General features: G+C 67.3%; 20 protein-coding genes. 5 read left to right on the forward strand and 15 right to left on the reverse strand.

From position 1 onward, the window contains the following. Nucleotides 1-36: 36 nt before the first annotated feature. Nucleotides 37-3,228, reverse strand: coding sequence for an efflux RND transporter permease subunit (locus ABD024_RS00815; RefSeq protein WP_343848712.1), 3,192 nt, complete (start codon nucleotides 3,226-3,228; stop codon nucleotides 37-39). A gap of 82 nt (nucleotides 3,229-3,310) precedes the next feature. Beyond that, nucleotides 3,311-4,558, reverse strand: coding sequence for an efflux RND transporter periplasmic adaptor subunit (locus ABD024_RS00820; protein WP_343848714.1), 1,248 nt, complete (start codon nucleotides 4,556-4,558; stop codon nucleotides 3,311-3,313). A gap of 143 nt (nucleotides 4,559-4,701) precedes the next feature. Between ABD024_RS00820 and ABD024_RS00825 the strand changes: the two genes are divergently transcribed. Continuing rightward, entirely contained in the window at nucleotides 4,702-5,664 is a 963-nt protein-coding gene (locus ABD024_RS00825; RefSeq protein ID WP_343848716.1) for a LysR family transcriptional regulator, read from the forward strand. A 19-nt stretch (nucleotides 5,665-5,683) separates the two neighbouring features. Here ABD024_RS00825 and ABD024_RS00830 read toward each other — a convergent pair whose 3' ends face one another. Then, nucleotides 5,684-6,481 (reverse strand): undecaprenyl-diphosphate phosphatase, encoded by a 798-nt coding sequence (locus ABD024_RS00830; RefSeq protein ID WP_343848718.1) that lies wholly within the window; start codon nucleotides 6,479-6,481, stop codon nucleotides 5,684-5,686. A 446-nt stretch (nucleotides 6,482-6,927) separates the two neighbouring features. Between ABD024_RS00830 and ABD024_RS00835 the strand changes: the two genes are divergently transcribed. The 3 genes from ABD024_RS00835 to glnA all read left to right on the forward strand — a co-directional run bounded on the left by ABD024_RS00835 (nucleotide 6,928) and on the right by glnA (nucleotide 10,210). After that, a complete protein-coding gene (locus ABD024_RS00835) occupies nucleotides 6,928-7,266 on the forward strand; it encodes a P-II family nitrogen regulator (protein WP_343848720.1) in 339 nt (112 codons plus the stop codon). A gap of 22 nt (nucleotides 7,267-7,288) precedes the next feature. After that, nucleotides 7,289-8,611 (forward strand): ammonium transporter, encoded by a 1,323-nt coding sequence (locus ABD024_RS00840; protein WP_343848723.1) that lies wholly within the window; start codon nucleotides 7,289-7,291, stop codon nucleotides 8,609-8,611. A 189-nt stretch (nucleotides 8,612-8,800) separates the two neighbouring features. Then, nucleotides 8,801-10,210: a type I glutamate--ammonia ligase gene (gene glnA / locus ABD024_RS00845; protein ID WP_343848725.1), complete on the forward strand. Its 1,410-nt coding sequence runs from the start codon at nucleotides 8,801-8,803 to the stop codon at nucleotides 10,208-10,210. 75 nt (nucleotides 10,211-10,285) lie between these two features. Here glnA and ABD024_RS00850 read toward each other — a convergent pair whose 3' ends face one another. Both ABD024_RS00850 and ABD024_RS00855 read right to left on the reverse strand, forming a co-directional pair. Beyond that, nucleotides 10,286-10,858: an NADPH-dependent FMN reductase gene (locus ABD024_RS00850; protein ID WP_343848727.1), complete on the reverse strand. Its 573-nt coding sequence runs from the start codon at nucleotides 10,856-10,858 to the stop codon at nucleotides 10,286-10,288. 49 nt (nucleotides 10,859-10,907) lie between these two features. Then, nucleotides 10,908-11,519, reverse strand: a complete 612-nt coding sequence (locus ABD024_RS00855) for an NAD(P)-dependent oxidoreductase (RefSeq protein WP_343848730.1) — start codon at nucleotides 11,517-11,519, stop codon at nucleotides 10,908-10,910. Nucleotides 11,520-11,723: 204 nt separating this feature from the next. Here ABD024_RS00855 and ygiD point away from each other — a divergent pair, with 204 nt between their 5' ends. Next, nucleotides 11,724-12,503 (forward strand): 4,5-DOPA-extradiol-dioxygenase, encoded by a 780-nt coding sequence (gene ygiD / locus ABD024_RS00860; RefSeq protein ID WP_343848732.1) that lies wholly within the window; start codon nucleotides 11,724-11,726, stop codon nucleotides 12,501-12,503. Between the two features lie 15 nt (nucleotides 12,504-12,518). On the opposite strand, the gene ABD024_RS00865 is transcribed toward ygiD, so the two are convergent. The 10 genes from ABD024_RS00865 to ABD024_RS00910 all read right to left on the reverse strand — a co-directional run bounded on the left by ABD024_RS00865 (nucleotide 12,519) and on the right by ABD024_RS00910 (nucleotide 20,075). After that, on the reverse strand, nucleotides 12,519-13,067 hold the full coding sequence (locus ABD024_RS00865) for a DsbA family protein (protein ID WP_343848734.1): 549 nt from the start codon (nucleotides 13,065-13,067) through the stop codon (nucleotides 12,519-12,521). Next, nucleotides 13,067-13,579, reverse strand: coding sequence for a redoxin domain-containing protein (locus ABD024_RS00870; protein ID WP_343848736.1), 513 nt, complete (start codon nucleotides 13,577-13,579; stop codon nucleotides 13,067-13,069). The genes ABD024_RS00865 and ABD024_RS00870 overlap by 1 nt, the downstream gene beginning before the upstream one ends. Before the next feature lie 46 nt (nucleotides 13,580-13,625). Further along, nucleotides 13,626-14,009, reverse strand: a complete 384-nt coding sequence (locus ABD024_RS00875) for a TraR/DksA family transcriptional regulator (protein ID WP_343848738.1) — start codon at nucleotides 14,007-14,009, stop codon at nucleotides 13,626-13,628. Between the two features lie 115 nt (nucleotides 14,010-14,124). Beyond that, nucleotides 14,125-15,363, reverse strand: coding sequence for a S8 family serine peptidase (locus ABD024_RS00880; RefSeq protein WP_425543155.1), 1,239 nt, complete (start codon nucleotides 15,361-15,363; stop codon nucleotides 14,125-14,127). Nucleotides 15,364-15,425: 62 nt separating this feature from the next. Next, nucleotides 15,426-16,061, reverse strand: coding sequence for an anti-sigma factor family protein (locus tag ABD024_RS00885; RefSeq protein ID WP_343848742.1), 636 nt, complete (start codon nucleotides 16,059-16,061; stop codon nucleotides 15,426-15,428). After that, nucleotides 16,058-16,642 carry a sigma-70 family RNA polymerase sigma factor gene (locus ABD024_RS00890; RefSeq protein WP_343848744.1) on the reverse strand — a complete coding sequence of 195 codons (585 nt, stop codon included), beginning with the start codon at nucleotides 16,640-16,642 and terminating at the stop codon, nucleotides 16,058-16,060. Before ABD024_RS00890 ends, ABD024_RS00885 begins: the two co-directional genes overlap by 4 nt. A gap of 70 nt (nucleotides 16,643-16,712) precedes the next feature. After that, nucleotides 16,713-17,486, reverse strand: coding sequence for a TorF family putative porin (locus ABD024_RS00895; protein ID WP_343848746.1), 774 nt, complete (start codon nucleotides 17,484-17,486; stop codon nucleotides 16,713-16,715). Between the two features lie 204 nt (nucleotides 17,487-17,690). Beyond that, on the reverse strand, nucleotides 17,691-18,083 hold the full coding sequence (locus ABD024_RS00900; RefSeq protein ID WP_343848748.1) for a c-type cytochrome: 393 nt from the start codon (nucleotides 18,081-18,083) through the stop codon (nucleotides 17,691-17,693). Between the two features lie 23 nt (nucleotides 18,084-18,106). Next, the gene (locus tag ABD024_RS00905; RefSeq protein ID WP_343848750.1) at nucleotides 18,107-19,453 is read right to left on the reverse strand and encodes a cytochrome C; all 1,347 of its coding nucleotides are present in this window, start codon (nucleotides 19,451-19,453) and stop codon (nucleotides 18,107-18,109) included. Between the two features lie 52 nt (nucleotides 19,454-19,505). Then, on the reverse strand, nucleotides 19,506-20,075 hold the full coding sequence (locus ABD024_RS00910) for a cytochrome b/b6 domain-containing protein (protein WP_425543104.1): 570 nt from the start codon (nucleotides 20,073-20,075) through the stop codon (nucleotides 19,506-19,508). Nucleotides 20,076-20,225: the final 150 nt, after the last annotated feature.

The raw sequence follows: 20,225 nt of genomic DNA on the forward strand, positions 1-20,225 counted from the left end.
AAGTCTCCCGCGCGGGGTTGCGAGTGAAGATTTTCATCAGTGGTTCTCCAGCGCCGGCAGCGCATGCGCGGCGGCGCGTTCGGCCGCGCGCGCCTCGCGGCGCTCGACCAGCGCGCGAATGACGACATAGAACAGCGGCGTGTAGATCAGCCCGAAGAGGGTCACGCCGAGCATGCCGGCGAACACCGCCACGCCCATCGCGTGGCGCATCTCGGCGCCGGCGCCGTGCGAGGTGACCAGCGGCACCACACCCATGATGAACGCGAACGAGGTCATCAGGATCGGCCGCAGTCGCAGCTTTGCCGCTTCCAGCACCGCCTCATGGCGCGACATGCCTTCCAGCTGCATTTCGCGGGCGAACTCGACGATCAGGATCGCGTTCTTGCACGCCAGCCCGACCAGCACGATCAAACCGATCTGAGTGAAGATGTTGTTGTCGCCGCCGGACAGCCACACGCCGGCGATCGCGGACAGGAGCACCATCGGCACGATCAGGATCACCGCCAGCGGCAGCGACCAGCTCTCGTACAGCGACGACAGCACCAGGAACACCAGCAGCACGCACAACGGGAACACCAGGATCGCGGTGTTGCCGGCGAGGATCTGCTGGTAGGTCAGCTCGGTCCACTCGAAACTGATGCCGTTGGGCAGGTTGTCCTTCGCCAGTTTCTCCATCGCCGCCTGCGCCTGGCCGGAACTGAAACCGGGCGCGGGGCCGCCGTTGATCTCGGCAGTGGGATAGCCGTTGTAATGCTGCACGCGATCGGGGCCGGCACCGTGCTGCACGGTGACGAACGAACCCAGCGGCACCATCTGGCCCTGCGCGTTGCGCGTCTTCAGCGCGAGGATGTCCTCGGGCGTATGCCGGAACGCCGGGTCGGCCGACACGTTCACCTGGTAGGTGCGGCCGAAGCGGTTGAAGTCGTTGACGTAGAGCGAGCCCATGTAGGCCTGCATGGTCTGGTACACGTCGCCCAGGTTCACGCCGACGGTCTTGGCCTTCTCGCGGTCCACGTCGGCGTCCACCTGCGGCACGCTGATCTGAAAGCTGGAGAACAGCCCGGCCAGTGCCGGCTCCTTGCGGCTGGCGGCAATCAGGTTCTGGGTCTGCTGGTACAGCTCGTCGAAGCCGCGATCGCCGCGATCCTCCAGCTGCAGGCGGAAACCGCCGATCGTGCCCAGCCCCATCACCGGCGGCGGCGGGAACACGGCGATGTAGGCATCCTGGATCGCGGCGAACTTCTGGTTCAGCGCACCGGCGATCGCGCCGGCCGACAACGAGGCGTCACGACGTTCCTCGAACGGCTTCAGCGTGACGAACACGACGCCGGAGTTGGTCGAGTTGGTGAAGCCGTTGATCGACAGGCCGGGGAACGCGACGGCATGTTCGACACCTGGCTGCTTCAAGGCGATCGCACCCATGCGCAGGATCACGTCTTCGGAACGATCCAGCGAGGCCGCATCCGGCAGCTGCGCGAACGCCACCAGGTACTGTTTGTCCTGGCCCGGCACGAAACCGCTCGGCACGTGCGAGAAGCCGAACCAGGTCAGCGCGATCAGGCCGGCATACACCATCAGCGCCAGCTTGCCCTTGCCGACGATGCGCCTGACGCCGCCGACATAGCGCTCCGAGCCGCGCTGGAACAGCCGGTTGAACGGACGGAACAGCCAGCCGAACGCGCGGTCGATGCCGCGGGTGAGGCGATCCTTCGGCGCGTCGTGCGGCTTCAGCAACACGGCGGCCAGCGCCGGGCTCAGGGTCAGCGAGTTGAACGCGGAGATCACCGTGGAGATCGCGATGGTCAGCGCGAATTGGCGATAGAACTGGCCGGTAAGGCCGCTGACGAAGGCGGTCGGGATGAACACCGCGCACAGCACCAGCGCGGTGGCGACGATCGGCCCGGTGACCTCGTACATCGCCTTGCGCGTCGCTTCACGCGGCGATTCGCCGAGCTCGATGTGCCGTTCGACGTTTTCCACCACCACGATCGCGTCATCGACCACGATGCCGATCGCCAGCACCAGGCCGAACAGACTCAAGGCATTGAGCGAGAAACCGGCCAGGTACATCACGGCGAACGTGCCGATCAGCGACACCGGCACCGCCACCAGCGGGATGATCGAGGCGCGCCAGGTCTGCAGGAACAGGATCACCACCAGCACCACCAGCAGGATCGCTTCCAGCAGGGTGTGCGCCACCGCCTCGATCGAGCCGCGCACGAACACGGTCGGGTCATAGACGATCGAATAGTCGACGCCCTGCGGGAATTCTGTCTTCAGCTGCGCCATGGTGGCGCGTACCTCGTCGGAAATCTGGATCGCGTTGGAGCCCGGCCGCGCGAAGATCGGCAGCGCCACCGCTGGCTGGTTGTCGAGCAGGCTGCGCAGCGCGTAGTTGTTCGAGCCCAGGTCGACCTTGGCCACGTCGCCCAGGTGGGTGACGCCACCGTTCGCCGCGGTGCGCACGATGATGTTGCGGAAATCGTCCTCGCTGACCAGTCGCCCGCGCGTATTGATGTTGAGCTGGAACGCGGCGTTGCCCGGGCCGGGCGGCGCATTCAGCGCGCCGGCGGCGACCTGCACGTTCTGCTCGCGAATCGCGCTGATCACGTCGCCGGTGGTGAGCGAGCGCGACGCCAGCTTCTGCGGGTCCAGCCACACGCGCATCGAGTATTCGCCGGCGCCGAAGATCTGCACGTCGCCAACGCCGTCGAGCCGGCCCAGCACGTCCTTCACGTGCAGCCGCGCGTAGTTCGACAGGTACAGCATGTCGTAGCGCTGATCCGGCGAGGTGAGATGCACCACCATGGTCAGGTCGGGCGAGCTCTTCTGCGTGGTCACGCCGAGCCGCTGCACTTCCTCAGGCAGTTTCGGCAGCGCCTGCGCCACGCGGTTCTGCACGTCGACCTGGGCGGTGTTGAGGTCGGTGCCGAGCGCGAACGTCACGGTCAGGGTGAGTGCGCCGTCGCTGGTCGCCTGCGAGGAGGTGTAGAGCATGCCTTCCACGCCATTGATCTGCTCCTCCAGCGGCGTGGCGACGGTCTGCGCGATCACCTTCGGGTTGGCGCCGGGGTAGGCGGCACGCACCACCACGGTGGGCGGCACCACTTCGGGGTATTCGCTGATCGGCAGCTGGAACACCGCGATGGCGCCGGTGATTACAAACAGCAGCGACAGCACGGCGGCCATGATCGGCCGGTCGACGAAAAATTGGGCAATGTTTTTCATGCAATGAATCCTCGACGAAGCCGCTGCGCGGCTTCGGTCTTGTTTGCTCCTCCCTCGCGCGGCAGGCGGAGGGAGCGCGTGTTCAGCCTTGCGGAGTCGTTGGGGTCGCCGCGTTGGTCTGCGCGGTGCGCGAATCGTTGGCATCCGGTACGTCGCCGCGCTCGACCAGCGCCTTGTCGGTGGCGTCGAGGCGATACGACATCGCCACCTTCTGCGGATTCACCTCGGCGCCGGGGCGTACGCGCTGCAGGCCGTTCACCACCACCACGTCGTGAGCGTCCAGACCGCGGTCGATCACGCGCAGGCCGTGGAACAGCGCGCCGGTGTCGACCTTGCGGTATTGCACCTTGTGCGCCTGGTCGACCACATAGACGAACTGGTTGCCGAGGTCGGTGCCGATCGCGCGGTCGTCCACCAGCACGCGCGAGCGGACCTGGCCGCTCTGCAGCTGCACGCGGGCGTACAGGCCGGGCGTGTACAGGCCGTCGGCGTTGTCGAACACCGCGCGCAGGCGCATCGTGCCGGAGCCGGTGTGCAGCTGGTTGTCGACGAAGTCGAGGCGGCCGGCATGCGGGTAACCCGCTTCGTCGGCCAGGCCCATCGCGGCCTCGATCCGTGCGTTGCGGCCAGCCTGCTTCGCGTCGGCGCGCAGATGGTCGAGCTTGAGCCAGGTCTGCTCGTCCACGTCGAAGTACACGTAGACCGGGTTCACCGAGACCACGCTGGTCAGCACGTCGCTGCTGCTGACCAGGTTGCCGGGAGTGACCCGCGCGTTGCTGACGCGGCCGTCGATCGGCGAACGCACCCGGGTGAAGTCGACGTTCAATCGCGCTGCGGCGAGCGCGGCAGAGGCGGCGCCCAGCTGGGCGCGTGCGCTCTGCGCGGTGGTGGTCAGGCGGTCGGCTTCCTGCTGCGCGATCGCGTGCTGGGCCAGCAGCATCTCGGCGCGGCGCTGATTGGTTTCGGCCAGGCTCAGTTCGGCTTTCGCCTGTGCCTGGTTGGCGGCCAGCCGGTCGACTTCGGCCTGGTACGGGCGGGCGTCGAGCTGGAACAGCACGTCGCCCTTGTGCATCAGCGCGCCTTCCTGGAAATGCACCGACTCCACGAAACCGCCGACTCGCGGCTGCACCTGCACCGTGTTCACCGCTTCCAGCCGGCCGGTGAACTCGGCGCTGTCGCTGACCTTGCGGGTCAGCGCCTGCGCCACGGTCACTTCCGGCGGCGGCCCGCCGGTCGGGGTCTGCGCCTGGCTGTCATTGCCGTGCAGGAGCACCCAGCTGCCCAGCACGGTGACGGCGATCAGGGGAACCAGCATCCATTGTTTTTTCATCTTGCGCTCCCAGAATCTTGTAGGCCGGGCACGAGGCTCCGGCGAAGGGTCGAGAGAATAGGTGTACTTGTCGGTATAGAAAATCCGTTTCTTGCGCACTACACTCGTGACCCGCAATCACGAATCGATGAGGAATCGAAGCAATGGAAGACTTTTCCGCCATATCGACCTTCGTCCGCGTGGTCGAGGCCAAGAGCTTTGCCGCCGCCGCCAGCCAGCTGGGCATGACGCCCTCGGGCGTCAGCCGAGCGGTTTCCCGACTGGAAACCCAGCTTGGCGCCCGGCTGCTGTTCCGCTCCACCCGCTCGCTGCGCCTGACCGACGACGGCGCCGCGTTCCATGCGCGTTGCAAGGAAATCCTCGCCGATCTGGCCGAGGCGACCGAAGCGCTGAACTTTGCCAACAGCAAGCCGACCGGCAAGTTGCGCGTCGGCATCTCGCTGTCAGTGGGCCGCGCCGCGGTGATCCCGCGGCTGACCGAGTTCGAGCAGCGCTACCCGGACATCCGGCTGGAGCTGTCGATGAGCGACTCGCCGGCGGATCTCAACGGCGAGGGCCTGGATTGCGCGATCCGCGTCGGCCAGCTGGAGGACTCCAGCCTGATCGCGCGCAAGATCGGCTACCTCATCAACGTGGTGTGCGCCTCGCCCGAGTACCTGCGCAAACACGGCGCGCCGCGCAGCATCGAGGACCTGAAGGACCACCGTTGCATCAACTACGTCCACCCGAACGGCCGTCCGCGCCAGTGGCAGTTCGACACGCCGGGCGGGCAGGTGAGCGTGGACATCGACGCGCACATGCTGATCAACGACGGCGAGTCGGTGCTGCAGGCGGTGGCGTCCGGTCTGGGCATCACCCAGATGCCGCGCATGATGGCCGCCTGCATGCTCGACAAGGGCATGCTCGAACTGGTGATGACCGATACCCGGTCGACCGGCAAGCCGGTGTGGATCGTCTACCCGCAGAAGCGCCACCTGTCCGCCCGCGTGCAGGCCTTCATCGAGTGGGTGCGCGAGCTGTTCGATCGCACCAACCAGTGCACGGTCGCCACGTCGAAGGCCATGCCGAAACCGGTACCCAGGGAGACGCTGGTCGAGGCGGCGTAGGCCTGTGCCGGTTGCGGGCTCAGGCCCCTGCCGGCACCAGCAACAGCAGCGCCACGCCGAACGCGATGCGGTAGATCGCGAATGGCGTGAAGGTGTGGCTACGGATATAGCCGAGCAGCCACTTCACCGCGACGAAGGCGACGATCGCCGAGACCACGAAACCGACGATCAGCGCGCTCCAGTCCTCGTGCGCCGCGCCGCCGCCCTTGAGCACCTTCAGCAACTCGTAGCCGGTGGCCGCGTACATCGTGGGAATGCCGACCAGGAAGGCGAACTCGGTGGCTGCCGCGCGGTTGCTGGTGCCGAACAGCATCGCCGCGAAGATCGTCGCGGCCGAGCGCGAGGTGCCGGGGAAGATGCCGGCGATCATCTGCGCGACGCCGACCAGGATCGCCACCTTCCAGGTCACCTCGCTGCGCTCCGGCTGGCGTGCGGCCAGCCGCTCGGCGGCGATCATCCACAGGCCGCCGATCACCAGCGCCCAGGCCACCGGGGTCACCGTCTCGGGCAGCTTGAAGCCGAGCTTCACCGCGATGAAGCCGAGCACGGCGGTGATCGCGAACGCCACCACCAGCTTCAGCAGGTAGTCGCGGTTGGCCGGCTCGCGCCACTGCGTCAGCAGCTGCCAGATGCGCTTCCAATAGATCAGCGTGACCGCCAGGATCGCGCCGGCCTGGATGCCGATGTTGAACAGGTCCGAGCGCGCGCCCAGCCCGAATTTTTCGGCAATGAGCAGGTGGCCGGTGGAGGAGATCGGCAGGAATTCGGTGATGCCTTCGATGATGCCAAGCAGGATGACATAGAGCAGATCGATCACGGGCGGATCCGTTGCGGGATGGGTCGGGCCGGCGAACGGACTGCCGGCATGAAGCGCCATAGCTTAAGGGGTTTGCCGCCGCGAGGGATGGCCGCGGGCTGGGCGGACGGTCGATCCGGCACGCACTGGAACAGTGCAAACCGCCCATGGCGGCGGGTGTTTCTGGTGCCAACGCAGGCGAGGTCCACGCGCTCCGGCCCGGCGGATGCTGCCGCAGCAAGGTTTGCCCGTCGTGGCACGGGGCTTGCTGAGATGGCTTGAACGCCATGCGAACGCATGGGCCATGAATGGACGTCTGGACGTCTGTTTACACGCCTGCCGCTTCTTCGGGGGAGCCGAACTCATGAAACGATGTTGGATAGCCGCAATTGGCGCTGGCCCGATGGCCATGGCAGCCGCCCTTGCACCGGCACTGCTGTGATGACGTCCCACCGGTGGAGTCACCCATGAAAATGATCACCAGCATCATCCGTCCGTACAAACTCGACGAGGTCCGCGACGCGCTCGCGCATGCCGGTGTGTCGGGCATCACGGTGACGGAGGTGCGCGGCTTCGGCCGCCAGAAGGGCCACACCGAGCTGTACCGCGGTGCCGAGTACGTGGTCGACTTTCTGCCCAAGCTCAAGGTCGAGGTGGTGGTGCCCGACGGCCTGCTCGATGCCGTGCTGGAGGAGATCCAGCGCGCCGCCCGTACCGGCAACGTCGGCGACGGCAAGGTCTTCGTCACCGGCGTGGACCAGGTGATCCGCATCCGCACCGGCGAGCTCGACGCCGATGCCCTCTGATCCGCATCCCATGAGGATTCCCATGAAGGAGCGCAAGTTCCCTCGCGGCATCGGCGGGGGCCTGCTGCTGCTCCTGGCCGCGCCGCTGCTGCACGCCGCTACGCCCGTGCTGGTGGTCGACAAGGGCGACGTCGCGTGGATGCTCACCTCGACCCTGCTGGTGCTGCTGATGACGGTGCCGGGGCTGGCGCTGTTCTACGGCGGCCTGGTGCGCGCGAAGAACGTGCTGTCGGTGCTGATGCAGGTGCTGACGGTGTTCTCGCTGCTGCTGCTGTTGTGGGTGGCATACGGCTACAGCCTGGCGTTCAGCGGCGGCGGCGCGGTGATCGGCAACGTCGGCAAGTTGTTCCTGCACGGCGTGACGAAGGACACGCTGACGGCGACGTTCACCGCCGGCGTGGCGCTGCCGGAATACGTGTTCGTGGCGTTCCAGGCCACCTTCGCCGGCATCACCGGCGCGCTGATCGTGGGCGCGTTCGCCGAGCGCATGCGCTTCCGCGCGGTGCTGCTGTTCGCAGCACTGTGGTTCACCTTCGCCTATCTGCCGATCGCGCACATGGTGTGGGCCGGGCCCGTCGGTTTCCTGTACGCGAGGGGCGCACTGGACTTCGCCGGTGGCACCGTGGTGCACATCAACGCCGGCGTGGCTGGCCTGGTCGGCGCCTGGCTGGTCGGGCCGCGGCTGGGCTTCGGGCGCGAGCCGATGAAGCCGCACAACGTCGCTTTCACCATGGTCGGCGCGGCGCTGCTGTGGGTGGGCTGGTTCGGCTTCAACGCCGGTTCCAACCTGGAAGCAAACGCGGGCGCGGCGCTGGCCTTCATCAACACCTTGCTGGCCACCGCCGCGGCGGTGCTGGCGTGGCTGGCGGTCGAGGCGATCGTGCGCGGCCATGCGTCGATGCTGGGCGGCGCTTCCGGCGCGGTCGCCGGCCTGGTCGGAATTACCCCGGCCTGCGGCACGGTAGGGCCGCTGGGTGCGATCGTGATCGGTGCGTTGGCCAGCGTGTGCTGCGTGTGGGGCGTGACCGGGCTGAAGAAGCTGCTGCGCGCGGACGATGCGCTCGACGTGTTCGGCGTGCACGGCATCGGCGGCATCGTGGGCGCGCTGCTGACCGGCGTGTTCACCGCGCCGGCGCTGGGCGGCACCGGCGCGGCGGGCTTCTCGATCGGCCACCAGCTCGGCGTGCAGGCGCTGGGCGTGGGCATCACCGTGCTGTGGAGCGGCGTGGTCTCGGTGCTGGCCTATCTGGTGGTCAAGGCGGTGTTCGGCCTGCGCGTACCGTACGATGCCGAGCGCGAAGGGCTCGACATTACCTCGCACGGCGAAAGCGCCTACGATGTCTGAGCAGGGCGTCGCATGATGCAATCAGCCGAGCCATGATGGTGCAATACATCGACCGTATTGCACCATCATGTTTCTTTTCGATCCGTCCGGTGCGCCGGAAACATCCGTCAGCCGTTGCCACGCAACGGTCTCAGCCATTGGCACGGGCCTTGCTCCAGCCAGCTCACCATTCATCGCCGAGGTTGCTCCATGTCCGCCAACAAAGTGCTCGACCTGATCCAGGAACACGAGGTCGAGTTCGTCGACTTCCGTTTCGCCGACATGCTCGGTGTGCATCACCACGTCACCTTCCCGGCCCATGCGATCGACGAGTCGACGTTCGAGGACGGCAAGATGTTCGACGGCTCCTCGATCACCGGCTGGAAGGGCATCAACGAATCGGACATGGTGCTGCTGCCCGATCCGGACACCGCGCACCTCGACCCGTTCAGCTCGCACGTGCAGCTGATCCTGCACTGCGACGTGCTGGAACCGAGCACCATGCAGGCCTACGGCCGCGACCCGCGCTCGATCGCCAAGCGCGGCGAGGCGTACCTGAAATCCACCGGTATCGCCGACACCGCGTTCTTCGGCCCGGAGCCGGAGTTCTTCATCTTCGACTCGGTGCGCTGGCAGAACGACCCGGGCCGCGTGTTCTACGAGATCGGTTCGGAAGAGGCGGCGTGGTCGTCGCGCTACAAGTACGACGGCGAGAACCATGGTCACCGCCCCGGCGTGAAGGGCGGCTACTTCCCGGTCAGCCCGGTCGACTCGCTGGGCGACCTGCGCGCGGACATGTGCAAGGTGCTGGAGTCGCTCGGCCAGACCGTCGAGGTGCACCACCATGAGGTGGCCAACGCCGGCCAGTGCGAGATCGGCGTGAAGTTCAACACGCTGGTGAAGAAGGCCGACGAGCTGATGACGATGAAGTACGTCATCAAGAACGTGGCGCACCAGAACGGCAAGACCGTCACCTTCATGCCCAAGCCGCTGGTCGGCGACAACGGCTCGGGCATGCACGTGCACCAGTCGCTGGCGAAGAACGGCGAGAACCTGTTCGCCGGCGACCTGTACGGCGGCCTCAGCCAGACCGCGCTGTGGTACATCGGCGGCATCTTCAAGCACGCGCGCGCGATCAACGCGTTCGCCAACTCCACCACCAACAGCTACAAGCGCCTGGTGCCGGGCTTCGAGGCGCCGGTGATGCTGGCGTACTCGGCACGCAACCGCTCGGCGAGTTGCCGCATCCCGTACGTGGCCAGCCCGAAGGGCCGCCGCATCGAAGTACGCTTCCCCGACCCGATGAACTCCGGCTACCTGGTGTTCACCGCGCTGATGATGGCCGGCCTCGACGGCATCCTGAACAAGATCGACCCGGGCGCACCGGCCGACAAGGATCTGTACGACCTGCCGCCGGAAGAAGAGAAGAACATCCCGCAGGTGTGCTCCAGCCTGGATCAGGCGCTGGAAGCACTGGACAAGGATCGCGAGTTCCTGAAGGCCGGCGGCGTGTTCACCGACGACTTCATCGACGCCTACATCGAAGTGAAGATGAAGGAAGTGACCAAGTTCCGCGCCAGCACCCATCCGCTGGAGTTCCAGATGTACTACTCGCTCTGAGCGAACCGTCGGTGCGGCAAATGCAACGGGCGCTTCGGCGCCCGTTGTCACATGGGTGACCGACGCGCGGCGGGATCAGCCCTCGCGCGGATGCACCGAGAGTACGCGCTCGATGAACAGCTGCAGTTCCTTCATGTAGTTGCCCAGGAACTCGGCGGTGGAGTCGTTGGTGACCGTGCCGTCCTCGGTGATCAGGCCCGGGGTGAACTGGATGTACGCCTCCATCGTGTTCATCAGCGGCGAGTTGCAGAAGCACATGACCCCGCGCAGCTGTTGCTGGGCGACCGCGGTGCCGATCGAGCCGGGCGAGGTGCCGATCACGCCGGACGGCTTGCGCGCGAAGGAGTTCTTGCCCCACGGTCGGCTGGCCCAGTCGATCGCGTTCTTCAGCGCGCCGGGGATCGAGCGGTTGTATTCCGGGGTGACGAACAGCACCGCGTCGACCGCGGCGATCGCCTGCTTGAAGGCGCGCGCCACCGGTGGGTAGTCAGCGTCGTAGTCGTAGCTGTACAGCGGCAGGTCCCGGATCGGGATTTCCACCAACTCCAGCTCCGCCGGCGCGAGGCGGGTGAGTGCCTTGGCCAGCAGGCGGTTGATCGAGCCCTTGGCGAGGCTGCCGACGAGATAGCCGACTTTGTAGGTCTTCATGTGCGTGTCGTCCTGGTGGGTGAAGTGGGGCTGCTGATCGGTGACGCGCTCAGTAACCGACGGTGAAACGTTGCCGCGAATGTTTCGGCGTCTCCAGTTCGTCGACGAGGGCGATCGCGAAGTCCTCCATCGAGATCCAGCTGCGGCCGCTTGCGTCGGTGAGCAGCTGGTCGCCGCCGAGGCGGAATGTTCCGGTGCGCTCGCCCGGCACGAATTCGACCGAAGGCGACAGGAAGGTCCAGTCGAGCTGCTGCTCCTTGCGCAACGCATCGAGGAAGCGTCGCCCGGCCTCCGCCTCCGGCTTGTACGCTGCCGGGAAGCCGGGCGCGTCGATCAGCGCCTGGCCCGGCGCCACCTCCAGGCTGCCGGCGCCGCCGACCACCAGCAGCCGATGTACGGCGGCCTGCTTCAGTGCGGCGATCAGCGCCGCGGCATCGGACGTGGCGAATTTCGTGGCGCTGATCACCGCCTCGTGGCCGGCCAGCAGTGGCGCCAGCTGCGCCGGCCGGGTGGCATCGGCGTTTTTCAGCCGCAACTGCGGCCGTGCGGCCACGCCGCCGGTGTCGCGGGCAATGCCGGTGACCTCGTGCCCGCGTCGAAGCAGCTCCGCCAGCAGGCGCGTGCCGACCAGTCCGCTGACGCCGATCAATGCGATCTTCATGCCTGTCTCTCTGTCGGGGTTGGCACGATCCCGTCGAGTGATGGCGCATGCGCGCGCCGGCACGCAGGCTTCGGCAGGAGGCGTCGAGGAATGGACGTCCATGTCACATTCCCCGCGCTCACGCCAAGCTAACGCGTCGAATGTCATCACAGCGTGGATGCGGGTGCTCACGAGGGTGCGCCCGGTGATGCAGCAGGCCATGCCATGAATGCACGTATGCCGACGATCTTCCTCGGGCACGGCAACCCGATGAACGCGCTGCACGACAACGACTGGAGCCGGGGCTGGGCCGCGCTCGGCCGGCGCCTGCCGCGGCCGCGCGCGGTGTTGTCGGTATCGGCGCACTGGTACCTGCCGGGCACGGCAGTGACGGCGATGGCGGCGCCGCGCACGATCCACGATTTCGGCGGCTTCCCGCGCGAGCTGTTCGAGGTGCAATATCCTGCGCCCGGCGATCATGGCCTGGTGCGCCGCGTGCGCGAACTGCTGCAGCCGCTGGACGTGCGCGCGGATCTTTCGTGGGGACTGGACCACGGCACCTGGTCGGTGCTGCGCCATGTGTTTCCCGCCGCCGACGTGCCGGTGGTGCAACTCTCCATCGACGAGTCGCAGCCGCCGGCGTTCCATTACCGGCTGGGCCGGCTGCTGCGGCCGTTGCGCGAGGAGGGCATCCTGCTGATCGGCAGCGGCGACGTGGTGCACAACCTGCACAGCTACGCGTGGGGGCGGCATCCAGCCGAGCCGTTCGACTGGGCGCTGCGTTTCGAGGCGAAGGCGCGCGAGCTGATGTTGCAGGGCGACCACCAGGCACTGGTGAACTACGAGTCGCTGGGCGCGGACGCGGAGCTGTCGGTGCCCACGCCCGACCACTACCTGCCGCTGCTGTACGTGCTCGGCGCCAGCGACGAAAACGACGCGGTGACCTTCCCGGCCGAGGGCATGGACGGTGGTTCGATCTCGATGCTGTCGGTGCAGTTCGGCTGAACGCGCGCGGCGCGTTCAGCCCCGCCGGGCGAGCACCCGGCCGATGCTGTGCACCAGCGCAGCGAAGTCGCCCTGGTACAGGCAGCCGTTGACGTAGAAGCTGGGCGTGCCGTTGACGCCACTGCGCACGCCGCCCATGAAGTCGCGGCGGATGCGGGCGTCGATGTCGGGGCTGCGCAGCGTGGCGGCGATCGTGGTCTCATCCAGGTCCAGCGCGCGCACGCCGGCCTCCAGGCCGGCGCCGCCACGCGGGGTCCATGCCGCCTGGTTCTCGTACAGCCAGTCGTGCATCGCCCAGAACCGGCCCTCGACCGCCGCGGCCTCGGCCAGCTCGGCCGCCAGCTGGGCGTACGGATGGGCCTGGCTCAGCGGAAAGTGGCGGAACACGAAATACAGGTTGCCGGCGTAGCGGTGCTGGATCTGCTTCACCAGCGGGTAGGCGCTGCCGCAAGCGGGGCACTGGAAATCGCCGTATTCCACCAGGGTCACTACCGCATGGATGTTGCCCTGGGCATGGTCGTGCGCGGAGACCGGCACGGCCAGGATCGCATCCTCGTGCAGCATCAGCGAGCCTCCTGCGCCACGTCCGCGGGCAGCGTCTTCTGGACGTTGTTCGAGGGCAGCGCCTCAAGCGCCTTGACGATGCCGGCGGCCCCCGGGTTCACGCCCATCGGCGAGAGATGACTCCAGCGAATCACGCCGTCGCCGTCGATCACGAACAGCGCGCGCCGGGCGATGCCGGCCTGCTCTTCGTACACGCCATACGCGCGGGCCACCTGGCCCTTGGGCTCGAAGTCGGACAGCAGCGGGAAGTGGTACTTGCGATCGCGCCCCAGCGCGGCGTGACTCCACGCGCCGTCGACCGAGATCGCCAGCAGCTGCGCATTGAGGCGGGCGAACTCGTCCAGCAATTCGTTGTACAGCGCCAGCTGGTCGCTGCACACCGGGCTCCAGTCGGCGGGATAGAACGCCAGGATCACGTTTCGGCCGCGGAATTCCTTCAGCGCCACGCTCTGGTCGGGGGTGGAGTGCAAGGTGAATTCCGGTGCGGCGGTGCCGGCGGCAAGCATGCTCATGACTGGCTCGTTTCAGGTGTGGTCGGCGACGTGGACGATGCGCGGATCATCCGCCGGTTTCGCGGCGGCGCTCCTCCTGCACGGTGAGTATCGCTTCGGGCGTGGCCTCGAGCCGGTTCTTCGGGATCGGCTCGCCGCTGAGATCCGACAGGCCATAGCTGCCCTCCGCGATCTTCTGCAGCGCACGCTCGATGCTGGCGAGGCGGCGTTTGTCCGCGTCGTGCAAGGCCTGGTTGACTTCCCGCTGAGCCATGTCCTGTGCGTGGTCCGCTTCCTCTTCGGCCTCGTCACCATGCTCCAGCTGGAACCCCCGCTCCCTGGCCAGCGCATCTTCCTCGTTGCCCAGCAGCTGGTTGCGCAGCGCGACCAGGCGCTGACGTTGCCGTTCGATGAATGCCCGGCTCAGGTCGGCATGCTGTTCCGACGACATGAAATGCTCCTGCCCGCAGCACCTGTCCGTGCGCGTCTGCGCACATTGGAATCAGCCGGGTGAATGCGCTGTAAAAATCGGCAGGTGGACAGCCGTCCGCTCGTCCGCGGCCGGATCAGCGGGTGGCTTTCGGCGTGTCGCGCAGCTCGGTCACGGCCGACGCGGCGTTCACCTGGAGGACTCCGTCGGAGACCTTGCTGCTGCGTAGCAGGAGATCACGGATCGCTCGCGCATCCAGTCCCGGCGCAATGGACAGCAGCAGGGCGGCCATCCCGCTCACGTGTGGCGCCGCCATCGACGGCCCGGAAGTGAAGTCGTAGCCACCCCCGGGCTGGGTGGTCAGGATGTCGTCGCCGGGGGCGCTGAGGACGCCGGGCGGGGCCGCCGACATGCCGCTCACGCGAACCAGGATGACCCCTGGCGTGTTGTCGGGGAAGCCGTCGACGTTCCCTTCCGGCGGAATGGCGGCGACCACGATGCGGCCCTGTTCCAGGATCTGCACCAGCAGCAGGTTGAGCAGCGGATCGGCGGGCCCGCCCAGGCTCAGGTTGATGATGCGGGCGTCGGTGTCGATGATCGTCGCCAGCGCCTTGGCCAGCGTGAAGGAGTTGCAGCGTGCGCCGGCGTTCGGCACTTGCGGGTACCAGCAGGCCTTGTAGACGCTGAGCGTGGCCTCGGGCGCGATCCCCACGATGCCCTGGTGGTTGTCGCCATCCGCGGCGATGATGCCGGCGACTTCCGTGCCGTGGCTGTCGCGGTCGAACGCCGCCGCGTCGTCGTCGACCAGGTTGTGCGCATCGTGGATGCGCCCGCGAAGGTCGGGATGCGTCAGGTCGACACCCGTGTCGACGACCGCGATGCGGATCCCGCTGCCCTGGCTGAAGTCGTGTGCCAGCGCGGTATCGGTTTCGAGGAAACCGCGTTGCAGGCGGACGTAGGGATCGTTGTAGTGGTGTGCCGCCTCAGCGGACCGTTTGCCGTAAACGGCATAGTCGTGCAATGGCTGCGCGAGCTGCACGCGGCGGTCCCCGGCGAGCGCCTTGAGCAGGCTGTCGCGGCTCGTGCCGGGCGGCGGCTGCAGCACGATGCAGTACAGGTCGAGGGTCTTGATTGGCCAGCCGGCGACCTCGCTGAACGCGTAGCTCTTCTTCAGCGCCGCCAGGGTGGATGCCGCGTGCTGGCCGGCGCCGTAGTACCTGGACGGGGCATAGCCGAGCAGGCTGGAGCCGGCGTGTATCGGCGGTGGCTCCAGCGGGTTGGCGACGGCCAGGATGATGTCGCGCTGGCTGTCCATCGCGGACGCGCTGGCGACCGCCATGCGGCCGAGGCCGGCGTGGTTGTCCGGGGTGACCATGGGGCGCGTGGGCACGCACGCGCTCAGGGCCACCGCCACGACAAGGAAGGGGATGCCGTATCTCATGGCGTGACGGCGACAGGCTCCGCCAGCAGGATGCCGCGCGTGGTGCGCAGCTGCTGCAAGGCATGCTGCGCCGTCGAAGCGGAACTCACCGGGGCGACCGTGTAGGCACCCACATCGTTGGGACCGCTCACCACCTGCAGCCGCAGGGCATGCAGCAGCGCGTTCCAGTCGGCCAGCGTCATGCCCGCGTCGGGCACGACACGGATCGCGCCCGGGGCCGCGGGCAGGGTTTCCTGGCTGAGCGTGCGGTACGAAGGCTCGCCGCCCCCCGACCACAGCTTCACGCCCAGTACGCCGAGGCCGAGCGCCTGGACCAGCACCGCGGCAACCAGTGCCCGGCTCAACCAGTTTCCCGGGCGCGAGCGCAGGCGCAGCTCCTGGGGGTCGGGCATGTCGAGGCGGGCCAGCAGGCGACCGAGCCCGACGTCAGCGTCGACCGGAACGTCCGCCGGCAGCGACAGGGCAAGCCGCAGGCGACTTTGCTGGGCGAACTCCGCGCGGCACGATTCGCACTGCGCAAGGTGGTCTTCCAGCCACGCGCCCTGTTCTTGCGTGGCGCTGTCCTGCAGGACCCAGGGCATCGCTTCCCAGGCGCGGACGCAGTCCTTGCCGGAATCCATCGGAAACGTCATGGTGCGTTCTCCGTGCGTTTTGGCGATTCTCCCGCCAAGGCCGGCAGCACGTTGCGCAGCTTGACCCGCGCATGGAACAGGCGTGCCTTCACCGTGCCCACGGGGCACTGCATGATTACCGCGACGTCGTCCAGGGTGTGACCCACCCCGTAGACCAGCTCGATCACGACCCGCTGATCCACCGACAGGCGCTCCAGCCCCTTGCCCAACCAGTCGCGCAACTCGCGGTCTTCGTCCAGGTCGTGGGCAGGGGTGCGTTCTTCCTGCCGGGCGTCGTCTTCGACGGGTTCATCGCCGTGCTGCCGCAGCGCCTTCAGCCCGCAGCGATAGGCAATGCCCATGAGCCAGGTGGAAACGCGCGAGTCTCCGTGGAAGCTGCCGGCCTTCTGCCAGGCGATCCAGAAGCAGTCGTTGATGACTTCCTCGATGACGTCGGCGCGCCGCGTCAGTCGGGTCAGGAAGCGGCACAGCCTGCCGTGATAACTGCGGTACAGGATCCCCAACGCGACACGGTCGTCCGCCGCCATGCGTTGCAGCAGCATGCGGTCGGTGGCGTCAGAGTCGATATCGTCGTCGTTCATGGGCCTGGAAGAGGTCGGGGACTCGGCTGCGAAGTAGGTACCGTATCAACGCGAAAAGGTTGCCTCCGGATCAAAAGGACCGCGAAAGGGTGGCGACCCAGGGCGAGGCATCCATGACGTCCCACTGCCACCGCGTTTTCGGGTCGGCCAGGATGCGGTCGAGCTCGATCCGCCAGGGTCCATGCCTCCACAGCAAGCCCACGTGACCGTAGGCGTGGATGCCCTCGCGGGCACGGCGACGGGGACCCACATGATCGTACTCGTGGCTGTAGCCGTAGGCGTTGTAGGGCGCAATGGGAGACTGGGTCGCACCCGCCCCGGCGGAAAGGAAGAGCTGGCGTGCCAGCGGCCAGTGGTAACTGATATCCGCGGCGCCGCGCGGCCGATGCTGGCCTTTGCTGCCGATGACGTAGATGGTCGACAGACCCAGGGTCAGCACGTCCCGATAGGTCCAGCTGAGCCCCGCTTCGGCGCGGTCGAAGGCTCTGGAACGGGCCGTGCCGGAGTATCTGTAGTAGAGCAGGTTCGCCTGCATCTGCCAGTCGCCGGCAAGCGACCAGTGGCGCGACGCCTGGGCGAGGGCCGCCACGACGTGGCTGGGCGATTGCACCTCGGCGCTGCCGGACAGACCCAGCGACCAGCCCGCCGGGAAAGCCCAGGAGGCGGCTCCCTGCAGGACGGGCGTCGTACGGGTCATCGCCTGGCCCCGGTCCACCAGCTGCGAGCTGAGTGCCACGGCGCCGCTGAAGGTGGTCGACTGGGCATGCAGCGCCGGTGCCAGGCATGCGCCCATGATCAGTGCTGCGAAACCGGCCCGGATGGCATGGCCACGAGGCGAACGCATCAGGAGCGGATCAGCCGCACGCAAGCCACGCCCGCGCAGACATGCCGGCGGCCATGCCGCGGGGCAGTCCAATACTGCTTGCCAGAGTGTCGTTAAGCACATTGGTTCGTGATGAAACGGCCAGTGTGGACGTCGGCGGCGTTCGCACCATCCCGGGCAGGATGGTGCGGCGAGTTTCCATCGATCTGCGCTGGCCGAAGCATGTCATGGATGGAGGGTGCCGAGGTAGGCGACAAGATCGTCCAGATCCCGGGGATCGGCAAGGCCGTCGTATTTCATCCGGGTGCCGGGGTTGGCCTTTCCTGCCGGCTGCGACAGATAGCCATGCAGCTTTTCCGGTGTCCAGGTCCAGTGCGCCGCGCGCAGGGCATCCGAATAGTTGTAACCCGGCAAGGTGCCCGCCGCGCGCCCCACGACCGCGAACAGGCTGGGGCCCTTCTTGTTGCGCCCGGCCCGGACGCTGTGGCATTCGGCGCATTCCGCCTTGAACACATCCGACCCGGCAGCGACATTGCCGGCATGGGCGAGCGGCGAGGCCAGCGCCCCGCCCAGGCAGAGCCCGGCGACGGCGGCGCCACGTAAAAGCAACTTGGTCACGTTCCGGCTCCCGTACACGTTTTCTAGAAGGCCACGCTCAGGGAAAGCGAGAACGCATCGAGGTCCCGCGCATCGGTCGCCGCAACAGCCGATCCCGGCGCGGCGCCGAAGATGTTCGTGCGGCTGCCATTGAACCGGGCGAAGCGGAACCAGGTGGCGGCGATCTTCATGTTCGCCACCGAGGTGTACGAGTCGTCCTTGCCGAACGGCGCCCAGAACACGCCGATGAGGTTGCTGGTGGTGTCGGGCACGCCGTACGGCGTGTAGCGAACCGCGTCGCGGCTGCCACTGTTCACCAGATGGGTGAGGGTGATCCCGTAGCTCTGCCGGAAGGTGTAGGTCAGGCTGGTGGTCTGGTCGCGCACGACCCCGCGGGTCCGTGCGGCGAGACCCGGAGTGGAGGGACTTGCGGGCGTGCTGCCGTACCGGCGTTTTTCGAGAATGTTCGTGTAGCTCAGCTGCACGATATGTTCCCGGTTGCCGAGGAACTGGTAGGTCAGGTCGTAGCCCAGGTCGGTGATGTCGTCGCGCGGCCCGGTACGGGGGAGCTGGCGCCGCGTGCTCAGCGCGACCACGCCGGCCGAGAAGAACTGGCGCTTGAGATCCTTCATGTAGGCGAAGCGGAAATAGCCGGTATCGCTGAGCTTGCCCGGGTCACCCGAAACGGCGTAGCCCAGGTGATCCTGCTGGGACGTCGGCAGGGCGGTGTAGGAGCCGACTTCGCCATACCAGGTCGAGTCGTACAGGCCATAGACGCTGGCGCCGATGACGCGGTGGGCCAGTGCAGACAGGTTGAGCAAGCTGCCGGAAACCGACGGTGGCCCGATGCCCGCGGCGCCCGGCAATGCGGCGATCGGATCCTGGAAGCCGGGGTTGTTGTTGACGGTCACGCCGAGCGTCGCTTGCTTGTCGCCGAGCTTGAGGTCCTTGGCGACGAAGCGCAGGTCGACGTTGTTCAGCCGGGTGCGGAAGGTGTTGTTGCCGATGTTGCTGTTCTCGACCTTGACGTAACCGCCGACCTGGTCGGTGAGGCGTCCGGCCAGGTAGAGATCGGCTTCGGTCAGCCGCGTCGTGCTCTCGCCGCGGGCCGGGATGGAGCGCGTGGCGATGAGCTGCGCGGCCAGCGGAAGCTTGCCGCCGTTGCCGTCGGTGTCGGTGTAGCCGTTGAGCTTGAAACGCATGCCGTAGGGCGTCAGCGCGGGGCCGTAAGCGCCGGCGTGGCAATCCGCGCAGGCGGCGCCGGTCTGGCGGGCATAGCTCGGCACTGCCTGGGCGGCAGTACTGGCGAGCAGCAGGAGCGCTGCAAGGCCGTACCACAGGTGCGTGTTCCCGGGCCGGCGTCTCGTGCGTCGGTTCAGAAAAGACAACATGGAGTCTCCTTGTCGGGTGGGGCGCCGCAGTAAGTGAGGGGCGGCAGGCCCATCAGCGGCGGGGTTTCGGCAACATCGTGCGCAGCACCCCGTCGCGCAGGACGAAGTGGTGCCACAGCGCTGCGGCGGCATGCAGCAGAACCAATCCGAGCAGTAGCCAGGCGGCATCCTGATGCCATGCCAGCAGTTCGTCGGCGAGATCCTCATCGGCGCCCACCAGTGCCGGCAGCGCCACGCCGAGCAGATGGGCTGGCTTGCCCAGCGCATCGTTGAGGGCCCAGCCCAACAGGGGCAGGGCGAGCAGCAGGGCGTACAGGGCGACGTGGACGAGTGCCGCGGCGGCGCGGGTAAGCCGTGACGGATCGCCGGTCGGCGGCAGCTTGCCCGAGCGGATGCGCAAGGCCACGCGGGCGACGAAAAGCAGAAGCACGAGCACCCCGAAATGGCGATGCCCATCGAGCAGCCACTGGCGCATGGCGCGTCCGGCGACTTCGTCGCGGATCAGGATCAGCACCACCCCGGAAACCACGCAAAGCAGGGTGAGCCAGTGCAGCACCACCAACTTTCCGGGACGCGTGGATGCACCCTCGCCGTTTTCCCCCGGCAGGGTTTCGTTCTTCAACCCCATCCCCGAGTGCCCCTGCGCGTTGCCGTCATCAAGCCGATCCCCTTGCGCACTCCATGGCCAGCCTCGCCTTCACGGCAGAACTTGAGCGCGAGCCGGGAGTGATCTGAAAAACATGAGTGCCGGTCAAGCCATGAAAGGTTGCGT

It is taken from the genome of Rhodanobacter soli, from assembly GCF_039523495.1.
GTDB lineage: Bacteria > Pseudomonadota > Gammaproteobacteria > Xanthomonadales > Rhodanobacteraceae > Rhodanobacter > Rhodanobacter soli.